Source organism: Vibrio rumoiensis 1S-45 (assembly GCF_000286955.2).
Lineage (GTDB): Bacteria > Pseudomonadota > Gammaproteobacteria > Enterobacterales > Vibrionaceae > Vibrio > Vibrio rumoiensis_A.
The window spans coordinates 1-20,381 of the sequence record NZ_AJYK02000069.1; the positions used below are offsets into that span (position 1 = coordinate 1).

General features: G+C 40.2%; 18 protein-coding genes. 8 read left to right on the forward strand and 10 right to left on the reverse strand.

Annotation, left to right across the window (positions count from 1 at the left end; all coding sequences use genetic code 11):
- Positions 1-348: 348 nt before the first annotated feature.
- Positions 349-1,014 (forward strand): QnrC family quinolone resistance pentapeptide repeat protein, encoded by a 666-nt coding sequence (locus A1QC_RS09385; RefSeq protein WP_017025661.1) that lies wholly within the window; start codon positions 349-351, stop codon positions 1,012-1,014.
- A gap of 75 nt (positions 1,015-1,089) precedes the next feature.
- A complete protein-coding gene (locus A1QC_RS09390; protein ID WP_017025662.1) occupies positions 1,090-2,316 on the forward strand; it encodes an amidase family protein in 1,227 nt (408 codons plus the stop codon).
- Between the two features lie 116 nt (positions 2,317-2,432).
- On the opposite strand, the gene A1QC_RS09395 is transcribed toward A1QC_RS09390, so the two are convergent.
- From A1QC_RS09395 to A1QC_RS09405, 3 genes are all read right to left on the reverse strand, one after another.
- On the reverse strand, positions 2,433-5,243 hold the full coding sequence (locus tag A1QC_RS09395; protein WP_017025663.1) for an Hsp70 family protein: 2,811 nt from the start codon (positions 5,241-5,243) through the stop codon (positions 2,433-2,435).
- 181 nt (positions 5,244-5,424) lie between these two features.
- The gene (locus A1QC_RS09400; protein ID WP_017025664.1) at positions 5,425-7,281 is read right to left on the reverse strand and encodes an Hsp70 family protein; all 1,857 of its coding nucleotides are present in this window, start codon (positions 7,279-7,281) and stop codon (positions 5,425-5,427) included.
- On the reverse strand, positions 7,281-7,907 hold the full coding sequence (locus tag A1QC_RS09405) for a DUF2760 domain-containing protein (protein ID WP_017025665.1): 627 nt from the start codon (positions 7,905-7,907) through the stop codon (positions 7,281-7,283). The genes A1QC_RS09400 and A1QC_RS09405 overlap by 1 nt, the downstream gene beginning before the upstream one ends.
- A 260-nt stretch (positions 7,908-8,167) precedes the next feature.
- On the opposite strand from A1QC_RS09405, the gene A1QC_RS09410 reads away from it, so the two are divergent.
- Together A1QC_RS09410 and A1QC_RS09415 are read left to right on the forward strand one after the other, a co-directional pair.
- Positions 8,168-9,703, forward strand: a complete 1,536-nt coding sequence (locus A1QC_RS09410) for a sensor domain-containing diguanylate cyclase (RefSeq protein ID WP_017025666.1) — start codon at positions 8,168-8,170, stop codon at positions 9,701-9,703.
- Between the two features lie 98 nt (positions 9,704-9,801).
- Positions 9,802-10,332: a 3'-5' exonuclease gene (locus tag A1QC_RS09415; protein ID WP_026025891.1), complete on the forward strand. Its 531-nt coding sequence runs from the start codon at positions 9,802-9,804 to the stop codon at positions 10,330-10,332.
- Positions 10,333-10,418: 86 nt separating this feature from the next.
- On the opposite strand, the gene A1QC_RS09420 is transcribed toward A1QC_RS09415, so the two are convergent.
- Positions 10,419-11,795 (reverse strand): L-cystine transporter, encoded by a 1,377-nt coding sequence (locus A1QC_RS09420; protein ID WP_017025668.1) that lies wholly within the window; start codon positions 11,793-11,795, stop codon positions 10,419-10,421.
- A 262-nt stretch (positions 11,796-12,057) separates the two neighbouring features.
- Entirely contained in the window at positions 12,058-12,693 is a 636-nt protein-coding gene (locus A1QC_RS09425) for a LysE family translocator (protein WP_198926428.1), read from the reverse strand.
- Between the two features lie 337 nt (positions 12,694-13,030).
- Between A1QC_RS09425 and A1QC_RS09430 the strand changes: the two genes are divergently transcribed.
- Genes A1QC_RS09430 through queC form a run of 3 tightly spaced genes read left to right on the forward strand, consistent with a single transcriptional unit; the run spans position 13,031 to position 15,708 of the window.
- Positions 13,031-13,519: a GNAT family N-acetyltransferase gene (locus A1QC_RS09430; RefSeq protein WP_026025893.1), complete on the forward strand. Its 489-nt coding sequence runs from the start codon at positions 13,031-13,033 to the stop codon at positions 13,517-13,519.
- Positions 13,520-13,546: 27 nt separating this feature from the next.
- On the forward strand, positions 13,547-15,016 hold the full coding sequence (locus A1QC_RS09435; RefSeq protein WP_017025671.1) for a bifunctional NUDIX hydrolase/phosphatase PAP2 family protein: 1,470 nt from the start codon (positions 13,547-13,549) through the stop codon (positions 15,014-15,016).
- Complete coding sequence (queC, locus tag A1QC_RS09440) at positions 15,013-15,708, forward strand: 7-cyano-7-deazaguanine synthase QueC (RefSeq protein ID WP_017025672.1); 696 nt, start codon at positions 15,013-15,015, stop codon at positions 15,706-15,708. Before A1QC_RS09435 ends, queC begins: the two co-directional genes overlap by 4 nt.
- Positions 15,709-15,793: 85 nt before the next feature.
- Here the strand turns inward: queC and A1QC_RS09445 are convergent, their stop codons facing one another.
- Together A1QC_RS09445 and A1QC_RS09450 are read right to left on the reverse strand one after the other, a co-directional pair.
- Entirely contained in the window at positions 15,794-16,144 is a 351-nt protein-coding gene (locus tag A1QC_RS09445) for a DUF2750 domain-containing protein (RefSeq protein WP_017025673.1), read from the reverse strand.
- Positions 16,145-16,217: 73 nt separating this feature from the next.
- Complete coding sequence (locus A1QC_RS09450; RefSeq protein WP_017025674.1) at positions 16,218-17,405, reverse strand: class I SAM-dependent methyltransferase; 1,188 nt, start codon at positions 17,403-17,405, stop codon at positions 16,218-16,220.
- Positions 17,406-17,540: 135 nt separating this feature from the next.
- Between A1QC_RS09450 and yccX the strand changes: the two genes are divergently transcribed.
- Positions 17,541-17,813 (forward strand): acylphosphatase, encoded by a 273-nt coding sequence (gene yccX / locus A1QC_RS09455; RefSeq protein ID WP_017025675.1) that lies wholly within the window; start codon positions 17,541-17,543, stop codon positions 17,811-17,813.
- Positions 17,814-17,884: 71 nt separating this feature from the next.
- Here yccX and A1QC_RS09460 read toward each other — a convergent pair whose 3' ends face one another.
- The 3 genes from A1QC_RS09460 to A1QC_RS09470 form a co-directional block, all read right to left on the reverse strand.
- Complete coding sequence (locus tag A1QC_RS09460; RefSeq protein WP_017025676.1) at positions 17,885-18,214, reverse strand: TusE/DsrC/DsvC family sulfur relay protein; 330 nt, start codon at positions 18,212-18,214, stop codon at positions 17,885-17,887.
- A gap of 207 nt (positions 18,215-18,421) precedes the next feature.
- On the reverse strand, positions 18,422-19,084 hold the full coding sequence (locus A1QC_RS09465; protein ID WP_017025677.1) for a Bax inhibitor-1/YccA family protein: 663 nt from the start codon (positions 19,082-19,084) through the stop codon (positions 18,422-18,424).
- A 228-nt stretch (positions 19,085-19,312) separates the two neighbouring features.
- Complete coding sequence (locus A1QC_RS09470) at positions 19,313-20,191, reverse strand: hypothetical protein (RefSeq protein ID WP_017025678.1); 879 nt, start codon at positions 20,189-20,191, stop codon at positions 19,313-19,315.
- Positions 20,192-20,381: the final 190 nt, after the last annotated feature.

Below are 20,381 nucleotides of genomic sequence, written 5' to 3' on the forward strand. Positions count from 1 at the left end.
CTTCGCTTAGGCTCATGTGCGGGGGTGACGGTGAGGGGATAACTCATTTATGCCCCAAACCAACTTACCTTTCCAAGTGTGAACGGAAATCGTCAAGTAAACTTCACCTTACATAAATTATAACCATCTTAACCCCCCTTTTTTTCTGTGCGGCTCTATCCGGCGCAAAACTTTTTTCCTACTTGCCGCATAGGTTGACTCAATTTCTCCAATCTTGTAGAGCTCATTAGGTGTCTTATTTTGGCTATTTTGGCGATGCGTAAGAGCTTGTTTTTGAATGAGTTTATTTTCTTGTCAACGTAACTATAGATGTTAGTCTTAATTTAACTTAATCAAGAGGTTACAACATTGAATTATTCCTATAAAACGTACGATCAAATTGATTTTTCAGGCCAAGACTTAAGCTCACACCAGTTTACTCACTGTAAGTTTTTTGGTTGTAATTTTAATCGAGTAAATCTGCGAGATGCTAAATTTGCTGATTGTACTTTTATTGAGCCGAATGATTTTGAAGGGTGTAATTTTATCTATGCAGACCTACGAGATACTTCATTCATGAATTGCATGCTTTCAATGTCGAATTTCCAAGGGGCAAACTGTTTTGGCCTTGAATTGAGAGAATGCGATCTAAAAGGCGCTAATTTCCAAGGGGCAAACTTTGTTAATCATGTTTCTAACAAAATGTATTTTTGCTCTGCTTACATTACGGGTTGTAATTTGTCTTATGCTAATTTCGATAAGCAATGCCTTGAAAAGTGTGATTTATTTGAAAATAGATGGGTAGGTGCGAGCCTGCATGGGGCATCTTTTAAAGAGTCGGATTTAAGTAGAGGCTCATTTTCTGATGACTTTTGGGAACAATGCAGAATTCAGGGGTGTGATCTAACTCATTCAGAATTAAATGGGTTAGAACCTCGTAAAGTGGATTTAACTGGCGTGAAGATTTGTTCATGGCAACAAGAGCAGCTTTTGGAGCAATTGGGGGTGATTGTTATTCCAGACAAAGTGTTTTGACCTACGATTTTAATCACTCAAATTTATAAAGCGAATCATCTTCTCAGCCTTACAATAATAAAGATAGGAACTCCCATGTATAACTTTTTATCCTCTGGCGCATTTGTTGAAACCTTCACGATAGAACCATATAGCAACGGGTCACTTAATGGGCTTACATTTGCCGTTAAAGACAATATTGATATTGCTCAGTATAAAACCTCTTATGGGAGCCCATCTTGGCAACATAAACATAAGTCTGCCATTTATAACGCCTTGTGTGTTGATCAGCTATTAGGCGCTGGGGCAACCTGTTTAGGGAAGACTGTATCAGATGAATTTACTTATAGTTTAGATGGCGAAAATTTCTTTTTTGGAACGCCTATCAACCCCAAAGTGCCAGATAGAATACCGGGAGGTTCATCGAGTGGTTCTGCTGTTGCTGTTGCGTGCGGTTTAGTTGATTTTGCCATTGGAACCGATTCAGCAGGTTCAATCCGAGTGCCTGCAAGTTTGTGTGGCGTTTACGCAATGCGACCAACGATGCATCGAATATCGGAGGCAGGTGTCTTACCTTTCGTCCCTAGCTCGAGTACGGTTGGGGCTTTTGCCAATGATATAAATGTATTGGGCTATGTTATGCAAACACTATTAAAAAGTGAAAGCGTGGTATCACAAAAAATAGAGACGATTTACCTGCTTGAAGATGCCTTTAATACCTCTGATGCTGAGGTATCAGATCTTATAAAAGATAGCATTAACAATTTATTGGTTAATATTGATGCTGATGTGGTCTCTATTACACTGAGCGACATTCTTGGCGAGGAAGCAACACTTGATATGCTTAATGTTAATGCATTAAGACCATTACAAACTTTTGAGTTCTTAAACACTGTCGGTAACTGGATTGAACATGAATCTCCAGAACTTAGCCCATTTTTTGCTATGAAATATGAAACGGTGCGCAAGTTTGATCGCAAGTCGGTTAGCGATTCTCTCCGGCTTTGTGAGCGATATTTTCGTCGGATGTCCTCGTTTCTAAAAAAGGGAGATTTGGTTTTGTTCCCCACAGTACCCACGGTTGCACCGTTAAAACATTCGCTTGGGGATATGGAAACAGCGCTAGATTTTTATGACCGAACAATGTCAATCACTTCATTTTCTGGTATTGGTCGTTTGCCTGAAATATCGATACCAATAGCAAATATAGATAACGCACCTGTTGGACTGTCTGTGGCCGCAGGCTTTTATCAAGATGAATTTTTAATATCCAGTGTAAAGCAGTTACTTTGTGAGGTGATGATGTCACCTCAAACTAAGTAATTAAATTCACTATGCAATTGCAATGTGGCTAGGTTGCCCTAACTCATTTTTGTCCAAAAACAATTCACCCCCACAAAAAACACTAATCAAGCGTCATAATTAACATGACGCTTAAACTAACCCACCATCTGCAACCCAGACGGAATTGAATCGCCAAACACTTTCTTGGATTCATCTTCGCTGAGTTCTTTTACTTCACTTACTAATTCAATCCAAGTTGGTGTTGCGCGGCTGGTGGTGAGTTTTTCGATCACTTTTGCGCGAATATCTTCTGAAATATCTATGCTGCGATCGCCGGTTTTACGGCTCATCATCACGGCGGCAAAGCCAATCATGGATTCTTGTTTCCAATCCAATTCCAGCATTTTTAATAGCCATTGGTTTACTTGCGCAGCAGGGACGATGTTGTGCTGGCTGCCATATAATTGGCTGCGTGAGGCGAGGCGGCCGAGTGCCCACCAATGGGCTTGAACGTGTTCGGCACTTTTTTGCGCGCGGTTTAAAAACCAGTTGGATAATAAAACTTTATCTTCACTGTCTAAATGCTCAAGTGAGGCAGATAAACGCACCATGGCTTCATAACCATGTTCACTGGCTTCTTTACCTGTGCCTTTGCTGCGGTGTGCGCCGGGGTGTAGGTATTTTGCAATATCGGCCAAGATAGTTTCTTGTTGTTCTTGGTTTAAACCACCGGCAATACGACGCCAGAAGATCCACCAATCCGACCAAGTTTGATGTGACGGAAACTGAATGCCTTGTTGGTATAACGCCCAAGTTTGTTCAATACGCCATTCATCGGTTGGGTCACCAAAGCCGGGGCGCAGCGCAAAGCCTGCCAAACGTAGCCATTGTTTTTCATGATCGCTTGAGCGACGACGGCGTTTTTTACCTAATGAGAAGGTATCAAACAATTGGCGTAAGGTTGGGAAATCCCATTGCTCGCGTTTGCCTAATTGCTTTTCTAAATCCTTACTTAAGGTTTTAATTTGTTTGTCGTTGTCAGCTTTTTTATTGGCAGAATAGGCGGCGGTGATGAACTCTTTAGCTTGCTCTAAACGAGGGTGTGCTTGCGCTTGTTCAAATTCTTCGTGCTTACGCGTATCAAATTCAAGTAACCAACGTTTGCTGTCGTCTTGGGTGCTGACACATTCAATTTTGAGGGTGCCAACTTCGGTTAGCTGGCAAGCCAGCATCACTTCAACGCGATCTTTTTGGTTGGCTTGTAGCGCTTCACGAGCTTGGCTGCCTTCTAATGTGGCAATGTAAGGTGGTAAGGGTTTAAAGGCGGCGCGTTCAAGGTTACTTTGTACATTGAGCAATAAACTATTTTGCGCAGGCGTTAATGCGCCACTGGCATCGATAAAGGCTTCTTGAGTGGAGGTTAATAAATCAATCTGGATTGGTTCGCCAAGGGTGAGTAAAAACTGACGACCGTTTAAACGAATTTCTTGCCCAGCTTCAGTGCCTTTTGCCAGTACGCACAAAGCTTTGGAAGCAGAAGCATTTTTTTGCTTTAGATGTAAGAAGTAAGAACGCGCAGAGCCACCACCGATTTTAAGCTGTGCGCCATGACGCGCTTTGGCATAAGCGACTGCGCCAAAAGCGACCGATAAATCTGGGTTAGGGTTATCCAGCAAGGTAATAGGCGAACCATGCCACTGGCTTAATAGCTCGACCATACGGCTTTCAACCAATTCACTATTAAATACGCCACCATTTAATAATAAAGCGCTGGGGGGTTGGGCATCGGGAGCATGGTTTTGAATGAATTCAGCGACATGACGACTGATCGCAGCATCGGCGGCATAAGGCAAACCAAATTCGACCATCGCAGTGCGGCGTTGCAATGGCATTTCTTGTTTATCGGTTAATGGGAAGAAGCCATCTAATACAATGTTATGAATTTCTTGTTTGCTGATCGGCGCACTTTTGGTGCCACCAATTAAGCGTGAACCGCTGCCGAGAATCGATATTTTTGCTTGTTCTGGCGCATCTGGGCGCAGCAAATCTTCTTTTACTTTGCGGGTTTGTTGAATGAGCTTCATTAACGAAGCCGCATTGAGCTTTTTGTTTTGGCTTAGACGTTGCTCGGCCAAATGCGCTAACGCCAGATCGATGTTATCACCACCAAGCATTAAATGATCGCCAACCCCAATGCGATTGAGCGATAAGTTGTCTTGTTGATGTTCAGCTTCAATTAAGCTGAGATCGGTCGTACCACCGCCCACATCGCATACTAAAATAGAGGGAATATCTTGCAGTTGCAGTGACGCTGAATCGAGATGACGGCTGTACCAGTCGTAACAGACCGCTTGTGGTTCTTCTAATAAATGAATGTGCAATAAACCGGCCAGTTGCGCCGCTTTTAAAGTGAGGTTACGTGCGGTTTCATCAAATGAAGCCGGAATGGTGACCACCACTTCTTGATCGGCCAGTTTATGGCTTGGGTTGTGGTGATCCCAACTTTGACGCATGTGATTTAAGTAACTGGCACTGGCCAGCAAAGGGGAGACTTTATCGACATTATCAGCTGCCGACCAAGGTAAAATATCCGATTCACGGTCGACACCATCATGGGATAACCAACTTTTGGCACTCGAAACTTGTCTGCCTTCAATTTGAGCGCCTAGTTCGCGTGCCCATTCACCAATGATCACTTGGTCTAATTCGCCTTCTATGGGTTGTCTATCCCAAGGTAGAGTCATGTCTACGCTTTGAAATTGTCCGTTGGCAGGATGAAAACGAAAAGAGGGTAATAAGGGTTTACGTACAACTTCACCGGGGCCAATCAGTTGGTCAATCTCAAAGATATGGACTTGGCTTTGAGTTAAGTCATCTTGCCTTTCACAATACGCTAGCACGCTATTGGTGGTGCCGAGATCGATACCAACTAAATAACGAGCATTGGATTTGGTTTGTGAAGACATGCGTTTTTCCTTAATTTGAACCGAAAGAAAATAGTGTGAAACAAAGCGGGTATAACCAGCTAAAATAAAGGCACTGTATTCTTCTTCTATATAAAAGATTAAGAAATCAGTGCCTTAGTAGTGCGCCTCGGTGTGACAATGTCACTAATAATGCTGTATTGAATTATTAGTGACGTTCGAATTACTGACGAACACTGAACTCAACATGCCATTTTTGACCGTTGTCTTTAGCCACCGCTTCGAGTTCTAACGTGCCAATTTCTGTAATGGTCGCGGCAAGATTGACCACCACGACTTCACCGACATTGCGGCCGTTGCTCGCATCGAGAGTTACATGAATTTCAGGTAATTCTTCTAACTCTTCTGGCATCCAAAAATCAAGGTGTGTGCCGAGTTCATCATCACGACGAGTGGTTGAACCGTAGAATTGAAATTGCACCGGCTGACCAATCACAAGACCAAAATCTTGATTAGAAAGCTCAACATGGCTGCCTTCTTCTAGTCCAAATGGCGCAACACAAATCGCTTCCATTGGCGGTGCCATACCTGGAATGGCGGGCATGGCACTTTCAATCCCAACATAATAGCTGCTGGCGATACCACCACGAATACGAACGCCGCTGTTTCCGCTTTCCATATTATGTCGGACATAGCCGTAATAACTGGCACCACGCGAAACCGCAAGATCAAGATCCACACCAGTTAAGGCTGTGGTTGGCGCACTGTGATTCTCGGTTAACCAAGCATTAATGATGCTGAGTAAACGCTCTGAAATTAATGATGATTTTAATACGCCACCATTGAATAATACTTTGCTCGGTTTAACAAAACCCGCGTTCTCATCTTGGTTTTGACGAGATAAGAACGCGGCAATATGGCGCGTAATACCAGCATCTTGTGCGTAAGGCAGGCCGAGTTGGGTTAATGCGCTACGTGCAGATTGAACAGGGTGATCGGTTACGGCGACTTTAGGGAAGAAGCCTTCTAACAAAGTTTGCTCTACATCCTGCTGGGTTAATTCTGTTTTTAGCGTGCTACCGAGTAGTTTTGAACCACGACTTGGCACCACAATCGGCACAGATGTTAACGTTTTATCGTTGAGCAGCGCTTCTTTGGCATCACGACATAGGTGCGCCATGGCCTGTACTTGCCAAGGTTGAAGTTGTTTTCCTTGCTGGGCAAGATTCATCTTCAAGCGATAGGCAAGGGCGAGATCCATGTTATCGCCACCGAGTAGAATGTGTTCACCGACCGCAATACGTTCAAGTGATAAGTTACCTTCTTGTTCGGTCACCGACACCAAAGATAAATCGGTGGTGCCGCCACCAATATCGACTACTAGCACTAAATCGCCCAGTTCGACTTGTTCACGCCAAGCATCGCTGTTGCTATCAATCCAGCTATACATTGCGGCTTGTGGCTCTTCAAGTAGGGTGACGTGTTTAAATCCTGCGTTACGAGCGGCTTCTGCGGTGAGTTCTTTTGCCGCAGGATCGAAGGATGCAGGAATGGTAATGGTCACTTGCTGGTCACGTAACGGTGCATCTTGATGTTGATGATCCCAAGCGGCCATTAAATGTTCTAGGTATAGCTGTGTTGCTTTCAATGGTGATACTTTTTGCACTTCATCATCGCTGCCTTGTGGCAAAAAAGCACTACGACGATCAACGCCGCCGTGACATAACCAACTCTTAGCACTGGCAATCAAGCGCATTGGGGTTTTATTGCCCATGTTGCGTGCAATACTGCCGACCAATGTTTTTGCCTGACTTTGAGACTGAGAATGCTGTGACCAAGGAAGTGTCATGTGATCAGCGGCAATCTCACTGTCATGTGCTTGATACAAAAACGAAGGCAGTTGATTCAACGATTGAACTTGTCCTTGTGCTACCAATTGCGAGATCGGGAATACATTGACCTTGGGGGTAGCGTTACCTTCTGCGCCACCAACAACTGCGCTATCAACAATAGGGCAGTAAGACAGAACGCAATGCGTGGTACCTAAATCGATACCAATAAAAAATTGACTTGAATCCATTACAGCTCTACCTCTGCTGGTGCAAGAATAGACGCATCGTAGTTTTCAGACAGCTTTGGAAGTGTGACGCTATCGGCTTTCCAACCTTTATGAATTAGGGTCCCAGTAAATGGTGCTTGCCCTGAAACATTGCCGGTTAAGCGAACTTCTTGTGCGTTAAAGCCTTCTGGTACACTAATGCGTGTTTCTTCGTCTTCGGTGCGAATATTGGAAAGCGTGAAATGATCCGCTAATACTTTTTGTCCACCAATGTGAATGACGCGTGCGGCAGCGCCCACTTCTTCATCACTAAAGCCAGTTAAATCTTCTGATAAGAAATCAATTAAGCGTGCTTCTTGTTGGAAAATAGACATCAATTGAAGCGCGGAGTCTGTTGGCGAGGTTTTTAGTTTTGATTCAACCTCAACAATCTTCTCAACGATTTTTTCCACTTCAACCACTTTTTCGACTTCAATGATTTTTTCAACCGGCTTTTCAACCTCGACAATTTTTTCTACTGGTTTTTCGATGATCTTCTCAACAGTTTTCGTTCTCATCGACAATAATAAAAAGAGTACCGTGGTTACAGCAAGAATGATGTGCAATATATCGAAGCTAGTAGGAAATGCGGTTAGATCAAAAGTCATAATGGTTTCTCTATACAAAAAAAGGTATTCACTTGTCACATGTTTGGGCAAAAATGAATAACACAAGAATAAATTAAGTAAATATTGCGTTATTTTATCATAAGCTTGACAAGAACTATTTAAAAATCCGTTGTTGAGCCGTGCTTATGTTTAACAAATGACCATTTATGCATACGATAAAGAAAATATGAATTGTGTAAGGTTAGTTAAGTCTGATGGTAATATATACAGCGCAATGACAATGAAAGGAAACCTTGTGGATGAAAGTTATATGGTATGCAATGAATAAACACCTCATTGCGATACTCACATTGATTTTAGCCCTTAGTGTGACGACATTAAGTGTTGGGTTTGTGTATAAAAGCCAAAAATCTTTAGCCCTTACTCAGCTAAATAATTTAGCCAATAAGCATACTGACCGACTAATCGAGTTGGTTCAGCGTGATTTGCAAGACATTGGTGCTGGTGCAAACTTTTATTATTCAACTAACCCAAGTGATTGGTATCAATTCAATACATTTTCAAAAAAACTATTATCTAGCTCTGATAGCTTGGTAGGTTTGCAATGGATGGAAAAAGTCGCCGTAAAAGATATACCCAATCACATACAACAAACCCGAAAAACGTTTCCTAATTATCAAATTTATACCGTTCCTAAAGGCGAGCCTAAAGTGGAAGGTTATATTTTGAAGGAAAATAAACCCATCTATGTTGCCACAGATATTTTCCCTCGATCTCAAACCAATATTAATATTCTTGGTTTTTATTCCTCACGGGAGCGTTTTGATAGAATTATTGAACATTTGGTTACCCATGGCGAACCTAATTTATCGGATAAAGTTCGCCTGTTACAAGATAGCTTAGATAGAAAAACGCCCAAAGATGGCATGTTGGTGTATACCCCTGTTTTTTCACAACACGAAGACCATCTTCTTGGCGTTATGATTGGTGTTGTTCGTTTGAGTATTTACTTTGAGAAATTGGTCAGCGAAATCAATACAGAAAATAGTTTGTCGATAAAAATCGTAGATACGGGCTTCGACGCAGAAGATGATCCCATTCTATTTGAAAGTACAGATTGGGAGAGTAATCAAGGTGATATTATTGAAAAAGTTGCACACCTTTCAAACCGTAACTGGATCATTCAATTTAAGACAAAAGTGGCAATAAATAAAAACAATCAATGGACGTTATTTAGTATGGCTGGGGCTGGCGCAATTATTTCCTTGTTATTAACTTTTATTGTGAGCTTATTAACCCGGGAAAAAATACGGCTAGGACGAATGCTAGAGGAGCGCACTAGCGAACTTAGATTTTTAGTTGAACACGATACATTAACTGGTTTACATAACCGTAGAGCGTTTAACGATCGGTTGAGCCAATTACTGAATTCAAAAAATGCTTTTAGTCTTGTGTCTTTTGATATTGATAAATTCAAATTTATTAATGACCAATACGGCCATCCTGCTGGCGATTCGATTTTACAGCATGTGTCTTATTTGGTTTCTCAGCGTTTAAAAGAAGGGGATATGTTTACCCGAATTGGTGGCGATGAATTTTGTATTTTCACTAATGTTGCAGAGCAAACAGAATTAAACCATTACATCGAGGGTATTCGCCAAGCTGTTGCCGATTCTCAATATAAAATGAATGGTAAAGTCATTCGTTGCACCATTAGTATTGGTGCGAGTATTTGGCAAGGTGAATCATCGGAAGAGTTACAACATAATGTCGATCTTGCTTTATATGAGAGTAAAGAGAGTGGGAGAAACACTGCGACTATCTTTAAGCGATGATAATTTTAGCAGTTGGATGAAGAATATGGATTTTAGGGTGAGTATGAATCCATTCTCCGCTAGAATCGTTTTCTTTTTACAAAGATTGAGTTTGAACGATGAATTATAACAGAGTCGTATGTTTCGATTTGGAAATGTGCTGCTGGAATAATGATGGGGTTGGAACAACGGGTGAGATCATTGAAGTGGGTCTAGCCGAAGTTGATCTTAGCCAAGGTGAAATCGTTAAACGTGCTCAATACTATGTAAAGCCTGAAAAAGATGAAATCTCTGGTTTTTGTTTTGAATTGACGGGTATTACGCCTAAGAAAGTTCAAAAACAAGGCCGCCCATTGGATCAAGTGATGAAATCCATGATTAAGAATTTTGGCGGCCCTAATAAAATATATGCCTCTTGGGGACGAGACGATGAAATTCTTCGCCAAGAATGTTTAGATAAAGGCTTGGAGTTTCCATTTAAAGAGTTCTTAAATTTGGCCACGCTCTATCGAATGAAGTATCGCCTTAAAGATAAGCGAATCGGGCATAAAGCAGCCCAAGAACAGCTCAATATTGAGTGGGAAGGTCGGCAACATTCTGGTTATGTTGATGCTTATAATTTGGCCAAATTAGCCCTCGCTATTTTATAGTACGTCAGTTTAATTACCTCACTTTAGAAATAAAAAATGCTCGCTTTTAATTAGCGAGCATTTTTATTATGAGTAATAAGTAACCGCTATGCAGTGACGTTATCGAATTCTTTTTTGATTTCTTTTTTATCGCCTAATAAACGTGAAGTAATGGTACCTGCCGTCATAGAACCACTAACGTTAAGTGCTGTACGAGCCATATCGATAAGAGGTTCAATCGAGATCAATAACGCGGCAATTGTGACAGGTAAACCCATTGCTGGAAGTACGATTAATGCAGCAAATGTCGCACCACCACCAACGCCTGCAATACCAAATGAACTGATGGTAATGATTGCTACCAATGAAAGGATAAAGTTTACATCCATTGGGTTTATACCAACGGTTGGTGCCACCATAACAGCAAGCATTGCAGGGTAAATACCAGCACAACCATTTTGACCAATTGTTGCTCCAAACGTCGCGGCTAAGTTTGCGATGGCTGGTGGCACTTTTAACTTGGTAATTTGAGCTTCAACATTTAATGGGATAGTTGCTGCAGAACTACGAGAAGTAAATGCAAATGTTAGCACTGGCCAAATGCGCTTAAAGTATTCAGCTGGGCTTACACCAACCAGTGATACTAACAAGCCATGAACTAAGAACATTAAGAAGATGGCAAAATACGAAGCAACAATAAAGCCAATCAAACTTAAGATGTCATTCAAGCTTGAAGTAGCCACTACTTTAGCCATTAATGCTGCAATACCGTAAGGCGTTAATGCAATAATCATACGCACAAGACGCATCACAATCGATTGAACTGCATCGACGAAAGTACGAATAGGAGATTCAAGCTCTTGTTTTTCTTTCATTACATGGCGAGCAGCAATTCCGACTAAAATCCCGAAGATAACGACGGCAATGATAGACGTTGAGCGAGCACCGGTTAAGTCGGCAAATGGGTTGGTTGGGATAAAACTCACCAACATTTGCGGAATAGTTAAGTCGGCAACGCTTCCAATACGAGTTTCTAGAACTGCCATACGTGCCGTTTCACGAACACCTTCAGACAAACCTGCCGCTGATAAGCCAAATACTTGAGTGACGGCAATACCAATTAATGCCGAAATCATCGTAGTGAATAAAAGTACACCAATGGTTAATCCACTAATTTTTCCTAGTGAACCTGAACTGTCTAATTTAACGACTGCAGATATCATTGATATTAAGACAAGAGGCATGATCACCATTTTTAGGAGACCAACATAACCGCTACCGACAACATTAACCCATTCAAGAGTTTGTTTGATCAGAGGGTTTCCTTCGCCATAAATAACATGAATTAGCAGGCCATAAGCACTACCAAACACTAAACCTAGAAGAACGAGACGTGACAAGGTGCTGGATTTTCTTTGTTGAGTAAAAAGAAAGAAAAGAATGCACACAAATACCGCTAAATTAGCGATAACAGCAAGTGACATATTGATATCCTTAAAATGTTTTTAAAAAAGAGGGGGCGTTAAATCTCAATGAGATAACTGTTTTTATTATCAATAAAGCAATGAGTGAATTTACAAGGGATATAAGATATTACAAAGCCAATTAAGATATGACGTATGACGTTTTGTTATAAGGGGTTGTGTTTTTGAGCGAAATTGAAATTGTTTGAGTGATTATCGATAAAAGCAGTAAATGAATACTGCTTTTAACGTCACTTAGTTACATGGGAGTGATTATGTTTAATCAAGTCAGCACTAACCAAATCCCAACACCAATCATTAGCGTGCCAGCGATACGATTCAGAAATCGCACATTATCGCCTTTACTTAAAAAAATTCTTAAGCTTTTACCGCCAGTCGCATATGCCATCATCGCGATAAACTCTGTAGAAAGAATAATGCCTATTAACACTACCATTTGATGCGGAACAGATTTATCCACATTAATAAAAGGTGGCAGTAGAGAAATCATAAATGCCCAACCTTTAGGATTTGCTATTGCAGTGATGAATCCTTGACTGACTAATTGCCAGCGTTCAGTCGGCTGATCAGCTGCATCTAAATTTAATGACATCTTTCCTTTGTTGCGCCACATGTTAATGCCGATCCACATCAAGTAAGCTCCGCCTATCCATTTTAATGCAACAAATAACCCTGGGTAATTCAACATGATTGCCGCAACGCCGATTACCGCAGATGTCGCAACTAATGCAACCCCGACCAGTTCGCCAGCCATCATCCATAATGTTTTTTTGATTCCAATGCTCATACCAAGCGTTAAGGCTAAGGTCATGCACATACCTGGCGTGATGGAGACAAAGAAAAATGTCGGTATAAAGGCGGATAATAAAGCGTAATCAAGCACGTTAAGATCTCTCATTAGGTTGGTTGATCAGTTTAATAAAAAATAAGCTTAACTAAAAATAGAAATGTTCAATAGTTAGATACACACACAAGTAACGTTAAGTTGTTAGCTTTACTTAGCTCCTTGCCTTGCTTCTTTGTTTTAATTAAGTAGAAGAGGGCATAGATTTAGCGTTCAATGAGGTAAATTTGACTGTGCACCATGTGTGATCCATTTTTTTACTAAAGAATTCGATTAAGTTAGGAATATTCCTAAGATTAATAAATACAATAAGGCGGCAATATCGTAGAATTCGAGGCTCTATCATAAAAAAGTGCTAAGCAATATTATTAAATAGATTTGGGGACTAATGATCGACATTAATATTAGAGCGGCAAATGCTCATGATTTGGTTCAGTTAGATGAGTTGATGTTTCAGCTGCATGAGCACCACCACCAAGCTATCCCCGAGTTTTTTAAAACGGCTAAAGATATTGAACAAGAGAAAAGCATCGCTCGATACTTAGAGGATCCTGAATGTTTAGTTTATGTTGCTACGGATTCCTTGGTTGATCATAACAGCAATATTGTGGGGTTCATTTCTGGTCATTTTTGCGAATTAACATCATCTGTGAGCAAGCCCCTTCCTATGGGAAGTATTGATGAGTTCTTTGTTGTTGAAAACTATCGTCAACGTGGGGTTGCTAAGTCCTTATGCCAACACATTGAAGCTGTATTTTTTGATTATGGCGTTCAGCAAGTGTTTGTTGAAGTATGGGAATTTAATGGTGTAGCACAATCGTTTTATCGTGAAATGGGCTTTACCCACCATATTCATTGGTTAAGAAAATCGTTAATTTAATTTATTTAGAAAGAGATTGGTGAGACTTTGAAATTACTAATTGTGGTGTTCTTTCCTTTGCTATCGACACTGTTTTCGTCTTTTGTGTCCGCAGAGTCCACTGAAGCCGATAAACTCGATCCGAGCATCAAAGGATCATTGTGTTATATCCAAGCGAATGATCAGGTAGTGTTAGTCGATGAATTATTGACTAAACGTCTGTCTTTACCGGGCGGTTCGATTGAAGTGGGTGAGTCTCCTCAGCAGGCGGCTAAACGTGAGACATGGGAAGAAACTGGGATCATAGTGACGGTATTAGAGGAGCTGACTCGCACAGAAACCGCTGTGATTTATCATTGTGTGCCTGATTCAGGTATCGTTGCTTTCAGTGCACAAACTAAAGAAGGCTACCATGTTTTACCCGCTTGGTATGCTCCTACTTATGGCTTGGAAATTAATCAAGTCTATTTGGCTGATCCTCACTTCGTTGCGGCTAAAGAATATCGCTACCCAAAGCAGTGGAAAGCTCAAGTGTTGGACAAAAACGTAGAAAACTCACCCGTCCATTATATTAAAAATGCCGCAAATGCTGCGCCTATTTATCATCAATTTGAATTACCCGCTATTCAGATGTTACAAAGCTGGGTTGCGTCATTACCGACACTGTCAAATCATCTTTTTGTAAATGTCATGCGTGGTTTAAATGCTATTTCAAGTTTTTATACGTTATTGCTTTTGTTCCCAATACTTTATTATTTTTTTGGTCATGAGTTCATTATCCGTATCAGCTTTCTAGTTTTGATGACTTTCATTGTTGTGATATTAATTCAACTTGGCTTCAAATACCCTAGACCTTATGCCTATGATCCTAGTTTACAATTAGCTGCTTTACCCGGTTTCGGGGTTCCTAGTTTACGTGCTACTGCAACCGTAGTATGGGTGAGTTATGTTTACCATCACTTGATTCAAACTTATGAAAAGTTTGAAATGCATAAATACTTCCCCTTGTTAGTGCTGATTATTCTAGCGCAAGGCGTTGCGAGTGTTGTGTTAGGGCTGCATTTCAGTTCTGATGTTTTATTTGGTTATGTACTAGGAATGTTCATTGTATGGAATTTTATTCGCATTGAATCCCATGGAAACTCTAGGACGTTGACTATCATTTCTCATCAAGCTTTTTGGTGGGTGTGCTTTATTATGTTAGTTTCATTTTCTTGGTTTACACATTCACTGTATTTAGGGTTGATATCAGCGGTTGCTTTAGCATTTTTACTGTCAGTGACGTGTATCAAGCGAGAAAAAATAGAGGCGTGGGGGAATTTGTATATTAAGCTGATCGTTACATGGGTTTTGATACTGTTAATCTCTTATCTCTATCAACATATACTATCCATTAGTACATATAGCCCAACAGCGAGCTACTTTATACAATGTGCGGCATGGTTTGTGATGACATTTATTGCAATTACCATTGGGCGAGTAAAACCAATCTATGAATTGAAAAAGGAAAAAGCATGACATCTAAAGCCGTAGTCGTTTTCAGTGGAGGTCAAGACTCCACGACGTGCTTAGTACAAGCTTTGAAGCAATACGATGAAGTACACACTATAACTTTTGACTATGGTCAAAGGCATAAGCTTGAAATTGAAATTGCAGAAAAGTTATGTCGCCAACTGGGTGTCAGCGCTCATAAAGTGATGGATGTCGGTTTATTGAATGAATTAGCAATTAGTTCGCTAACCCGTGATGACATTCCTGTTTCACATGAGTTGCAAGAAAATGGCCTACCCAATTCTTTTGTCCCTGGGCGCAATATTCTATTTTTAACACTAGCGGGTATCTACGCTTATCAAATTGGCGCAGATAGCGTGATCACTGGGGTGTGTGAAACGGACTTTTCTGGTTACCCAGATTGTCGTGATCAATTTGTAAAAGCGATTAATAATGCTCTTGTTTTAGGCATGGATAGACAATTTAAAATTGAGACGCCATTAATGTGGCTAAATAAAGCAGAAACGTGGGCACTAGCCGATCAACATGATGCTTTAGAACTTATAAGAAACGACACTTTAACCTGTTACAACGGTATCATTGGTGATGGCTGTGGTGATTGCCCATCTTGTGATTTACGTCGCGACGGGTTGATGGATTACTTGAATAATCGTGAAGTAATTATGAATGAGTTAAAGCAAAAGCAACAAGTTAGCTAGGTAAATCGTCAAGAGACTCGTAAAAATAAAACCCTGTCATTTCTGGCAGGGTTTTATTTTTCGTTTAAATATTAATTATTAAGGCTTAAAGGTACAGTTTTGCTAAATCGCTTGGTTCAACTTCTTTACCTTCTAACTGTTCATTCCAGTTAGTACCAATCAAAACGCCATCTTCTGCTAGTGTAATTAACCAGTCTTCAACAAAAATATCTAATGGGATTTCTAATACTTTGAAATCTTCCCATTCTTCCACATTGTGCTTTTGCGCTTCTTCTTGTGAAGACCAGAAAGGCATCACTTCGCTATCTTCAAATTCTGAAGAGTCACACGCAAGCCAACCATCTTCATTTCTAAGACCCCAAACCAATTTAGATTCCTTGGTTTCTTGTACGAAAAGATCAAGGTTTGCTTGAATATCTGCGGTTAAATTTGACATATTTTGCTCTCTAAATTTTAAATGTTTTGATTTCAATTTAATTGGGTGAAGTTTATACCAATTAAGATAGTTGTTAGTTCACCTGACAGGCAAACCCTTTGAGATAAAAACCTTCAGGGTAAGCGCTATCTACTGGATGATCGGCAGCTTGACTGAAACGTTCGATAAATTGCATACGTCGCCCAGCATCTAATGCTGCATCGGCTAAGATTTTTTGGAACAAATTTTGCTCCATTAAGCCTGAGCAAGAGTAGGTGAGTAGGGTGCCGCCTGGGTTTAAAATTTGCATGGCAAGCATGTTGATGTCTTTATAACCTCGGCACGCACCGTTAAGTTGAGCTTTGGATTCCGCAAATTTTGGTGGATCCATGATAACAACGTCAAACTTAACACCCTTTTCTCGGTATTCGCGCAACAGTTTGAAGACATCGGCATTTAAGAATTCGGCTTTACTTAAATCAAAACCATTAAGCTCAGCATTGGCTTTAGCATTATCTAATGCTGGTTGGGATACGTCCGCATTGATAACTTGTGAAGCACCACCCTTAAGCGCATAAAGACCAAAACCACCTGTATATGAGAAGCAATTTAACACGGTTTTGCCATTAACATACTTCATTGATAATTCACGGCTATCACGTTGATCAAGATAAAAACCTGTCTTGTGACCAGACTTAATATCAACTTGAATTTTGATACCGTTTTCTTCAATAACGACGACGTCAGGTGGAGTATCACCATGTAATACACCTTGGCGCTCTTTTAAGCCTTCTTTCTTACGAACCGAAACATCTGAGCGTTCATAGATAGAGCAAGTTGGGTAGACGTGCTTTAACGCATTAAGTAATGATTCTCGTTGTGCTTCTGCCCCCGCGCTAAGAAGCTGGCAAACGAGGAAATCTTGATAACGGTCGATAGTGATACCGGGCAAACCATCAGACTCACCCGCAATCAAACGATAGCCAGATAACCCACCTCGTACAATGATCGATTCGCGCATTGCTTGAGCTTCTTCTAAACGCTTGATAAAGAACTCGGTATTGATCTCTTCTTTTTCAAAACTCCATACTCGCGCTCTAATTTGAGATTGAGGTGAATATGCCGCTTTTGCCAACCATTGACCTTGGTTTGAGAAGACATCCACTGTATCACCAAGCTCAGGATTACCTTCTACTTTTTGAATACCACGAGAAAAAATCCAAGGATGACGACGCAGTAGAGACTTTTCTCTACCTTTTACAAGATATATAGCTGATGACATAGTGTTTGAATAGCCTGAAAAGAAATGAGCGTCTATTTTCATGGAATGTGCATGGGAAAGCAAACTTAACCGTCAATATTGCTAAAATTATTGTAAGTTTAGTCATTTAATAAAAGAAAATTATAGGAAGCAGCAATGTCAGTCGTCAGCCGTTTATTTATTATTTCAGGTACTGTTCAAGGTGTTGGGTTTAGATATCAAACGGCCCATCATGGATTAAGCTCAGGCGTAACTGGGTACGCAAAAAATTTGAATAATGGAGATGTGGAAGTATTGGTGTGTGGTCAAGCTGATAAAGTGGAAGATTTTTATCTTTGGCTGAAAATAGGGCCAAGAACCGCTTATGTTACATCCGTTATTGAGCTACCTACAGATATGCATAGGAACGATGAGTTCTTAATTTTATGACCCTGATCGCTAAATGCAGGAGTAAGCAGGGATGAGATACGGAGTAATAAACTTATTATAAGCACGCTTTATTATAAACATTTAGCTGGCTTCGGGAGTCCAGCAAGTTTTGTTGCCTGTTTTGCAGGGCCTTTACGAAACAGAGTAAACAAATATTTACTATTGCCTTTTTCAGGTCCATGTTCTTTTGCCATAGCTTTAACCAACATGCGAACGGCAGGGGATGTGTTAAATTCAAGATAAAATTTACGCACAAATAGGATAACTTCCCAATGTGATTCCGTGAGTTCAATACCTTCATATTCAGCAATGAGCGGGACTAATTCTTCACTCCATTGAGAGTGATCTAATAAGTAACCTTCTGCATCGGTTTCAATGTTATTGCCTTGGTATTGGTACATATTCGATCCTGTGGTCAGTGATACAGCGTATCCCTAGATGAAGAAAGGTAAGAATATATGATTCAAAATACCTCGCCAAGTACAAACTAACTGTTAGCTGAATATTCAATCAATAATAAATATTTAGATGAGCTTAGTCTTTAGAACGATCAAACACAAAAAAGCCCGAAATAAATTCGGGCTTGGTATTTGAATGACTTTATTCAGTTAATCACGGCTTGTAATGCCTAAGATGCTTAACAAGCTAATAAAGATATTATAGATAGAAACGTAAAGCGTAATCGTTGCAGAGATGTAGTTTGTCTCACCGCCGCGAATGATATTTTGTGTTGTTAACAAAATAGCGCCCGTTGAGAACAAGATAAACATACCGCTTAATGCTAAATGGAACATCGGGATTTGGATGAAGAAGCTAGCAACCATACCAACAATTAGTACAATTGCACCAGCCATCATGACACCGTTTAGCACAGATAAGTCACGCTTGGTCGTTAGTGCGTAAGCTGATGCAGCCATGAATGATAGCGCCGTACCACCAAGAGCTGTGACGATTACATCACCCATACCTTCTGCGACATACATGCTTAAAATCGGACCTAAGCTGTAGCCTAAGAAACCGGTAAATAAGAAAGCAAAAACCAGACCTAAACTAGAGTTACGGTTTTTCTCAGTTAAGTAAAGCAAACCATAGAAACCAACTAGCATCAGAATAATGCCCGGACGAGGCAAGTTTAATGCCATTGATACTCCGGCAACCACCGCAGACCAAAGTAAAGTCATAGACAATAAAAAGTAAGTGTTGCGTAACACTCGGTTTGTTTGTACAACGCTTTCGCTTCTTGCTGAGCGTGATGTTAGTGGACTATTCATAGTTTCCCTCGTTAATAACACTTTACTTAAGGATACATAAGATGACTTAAGTTCTTTTTACTAAGTACATAAATTGTGTCAAAAGTTCCCTTTTTCAAGAGGCACTTAATAAATATATTAGTTGTATTCTACTTAATTATAGAATGACCACGATGGTTAAGTTGTAACATCTTATGTTCAAAATCCATTGTGTATTTATAGTGATAAAAAGCGTTGAAATTAAAGTGTTTAATCTTTCAATGTAACCCAGTCTAAAGTGACGCTGCTGTCCATTGATTGAAGAAATGGCAGCATGTTCTCCAGCGCAGCTAATTGAGTAGTATTATCGCAGTAATCACGAAGGACGCGGTTAATTTGTGCGGCATCATTATAAGCGGAGGTGATTTCTTGAACTTGAGAATAAGGAACTTGCGCAAATAGAAATGCATCGTTCAAATTTTGCTTCCATTGTAGGTTGGTTAACTTTTGATCTGCATCGATGTCAAAGGCCAAATATTGAGTTTGCTCGTTAACTAAACGAGATACAGAATAACAAAGTTGCGTTTCTTTACGTTGCGTTAAAATTTGGCAACTTGCTTCAGCCCATGATTGGCTATTAAAACGCGAAGCGATTTTCGATTGTTTATACAGAGGTAGACCAAATAAATCGATGACGTATTTTCCTTTTGATTCATTTGGTAAAGCGCCAAGAGATTGTTGCCAAAATAGTGCTTGATGATGAGAGTGTGATGTATCGATATTGAGATGCTCAAATAGCATTGATTCATCTAAAGCGTCTGGAATGGATTGCAAAACAGCAACAATATTTTCACCCAGTTCTAATGCAGAAGAACAATGAAGAATGTCGTTCTTCGATAAGTGGCGAGTTTCTTTGCTGTTCACTATGGCAAAGCTGTGCTCTTTTAACGCTAATGGTAGTAGATATTCGAGAGATTCATCAAGGTTTGCGTATAGTTGGCTAGGTGTTACAGGCACATCACAAGCGACTTTGAAAAAACCCGTTTCTTTGTCGTAGCACTTGCTAGAGAGTAGGTACTGAATAAAAGAATCATCTTTGATTGTGCTAACATTGAGTATCAAAGTCATTCGTTTTGTGCTTAATTTCATGCGTTTATAACCTATCCCTATCTAAAGAGAGGCTATTTTAGGTGTAAGTAAAATGGCTGACTAGGAAGCAACTTAAAAAGAAAATAGAAATGAGAGGGATGTTTTGTTATTTTTTAGTGGGTTTCATGTTGTTTTCATTGACTTTGAATCGATATGAATGAAAAAGCGATATTTATACATTCAATCATAA

What these genes read in the sequence shown, in the direction of transcription:
- A1QC_RS09390 (WP_017025662.1), top strand. Translation starts at nt 1,090, where the DNA reads ATGTATAACTTTTTATCCTCTGGCGCATTTGTTGAAACCTTCACGATA.
- A1QC_RS09395 (WP_017025663.1), bottom strand. Translation starts at nt 5,243, where the DNA reads ATGTCTTCACAAACCAAATCCAATGCTCGTTATTTAGTTGGTATCGAT.
- A1QC_RS09400 (WP_017025664.1), bottom strand. Translation starts at nt 7,281, where the DNA reads ATGGATTCAAGTCAATTTTTTATTGGTATCGATTTAGGTACCACGCAT.
- A1QC_RS09405 (WP_017025665.1), bottom strand. Translation starts at nt 7,907, where the DNA reads ATGACTTTTGATCTAACCGCATTTCCTACTAGCTTCGATATATTGCAC.
- A1QC_RS09410 (WP_017025666.1), top strand. Translation starts at nt 8,168, where the DNA reads ATGAAAGTTATATGGTATGCAATGAATAAACACCTCATTGCGATACTC.
- A1QC_RS09415 (WP_026025891.1), top strand. Translation starts at nt 9,802, where the DNA reads ATGAATTATAACAGAGTCGTATGTTTCGATTTGGAAATGTGCTGCTGG.
- A1QC_RS09420 (WP_017025668.1), bottom strand. Translation starts at nt 11,795, where the DNA reads ATGTCACTTGCTGTTATCGCTAATTTAGCGGTATTTGTGTGCATTCTT.
- A1QC_RS09425 (WP_198926428.1), bottom strand. Translation starts at nt 12,693, where the DNA reads ATGAGAGATCTTAACGTGCTTGATTACGCTTTATTATCCGCCTTTATA.
- queC (WP_017025672.1), top strand. Translation starts at nt 15,013, where the DNA reads ATGACATCTAAAGCCGTAGTCGTTTTCAGTGGAGGTCAAGACTCCACG.
- A1QC_RS09445 (WP_017025673.1), bottom strand. Translation starts at nt 16,144, where the DNA reads ATGTCAAATTTAACCGCAGATATTCAAGCAAACCTTGATCTTTTCGTA.
- A1QC_RS09450 (WP_017025674.1), bottom strand. Translation starts at nt 17,405, where the DNA reads ATGTCATCAGCTATATATCTTGTAAAAGGTAGAGAAAAGTCTCTACTG.
- yccX (WP_017025675.1), top strand. Translation starts at nt 17,541, where the DNA reads ATGTCAGTCGTCAGCCGTTTATTTATTATTTCAGGTACTGTTCAAGGT.
- A1QC_RS09460 (WP_017025676.1), bottom strand. Translation starts at nt 18,214, where the DNA reads ATGTACCAATACCAAGGCAATAACATTGAAACCGATGCAGAAGGTTAC.
- A1QC_RS09465 (WP_017025677.1), bottom strand. Translation starts at nt 19,084, where the DNA reads ATGAATAGTCCACTAACATCACGCTCAGCAAGAAGCGAAAGCGTTGTA.
- A1QC_RS09470 (WP_017025678.1), bottom strand. Translation starts at nt 20,191, where the DNA reads ATGAAATTAAGCACAAAACGAATGACTTTGATACTCAATGTTAGCACA.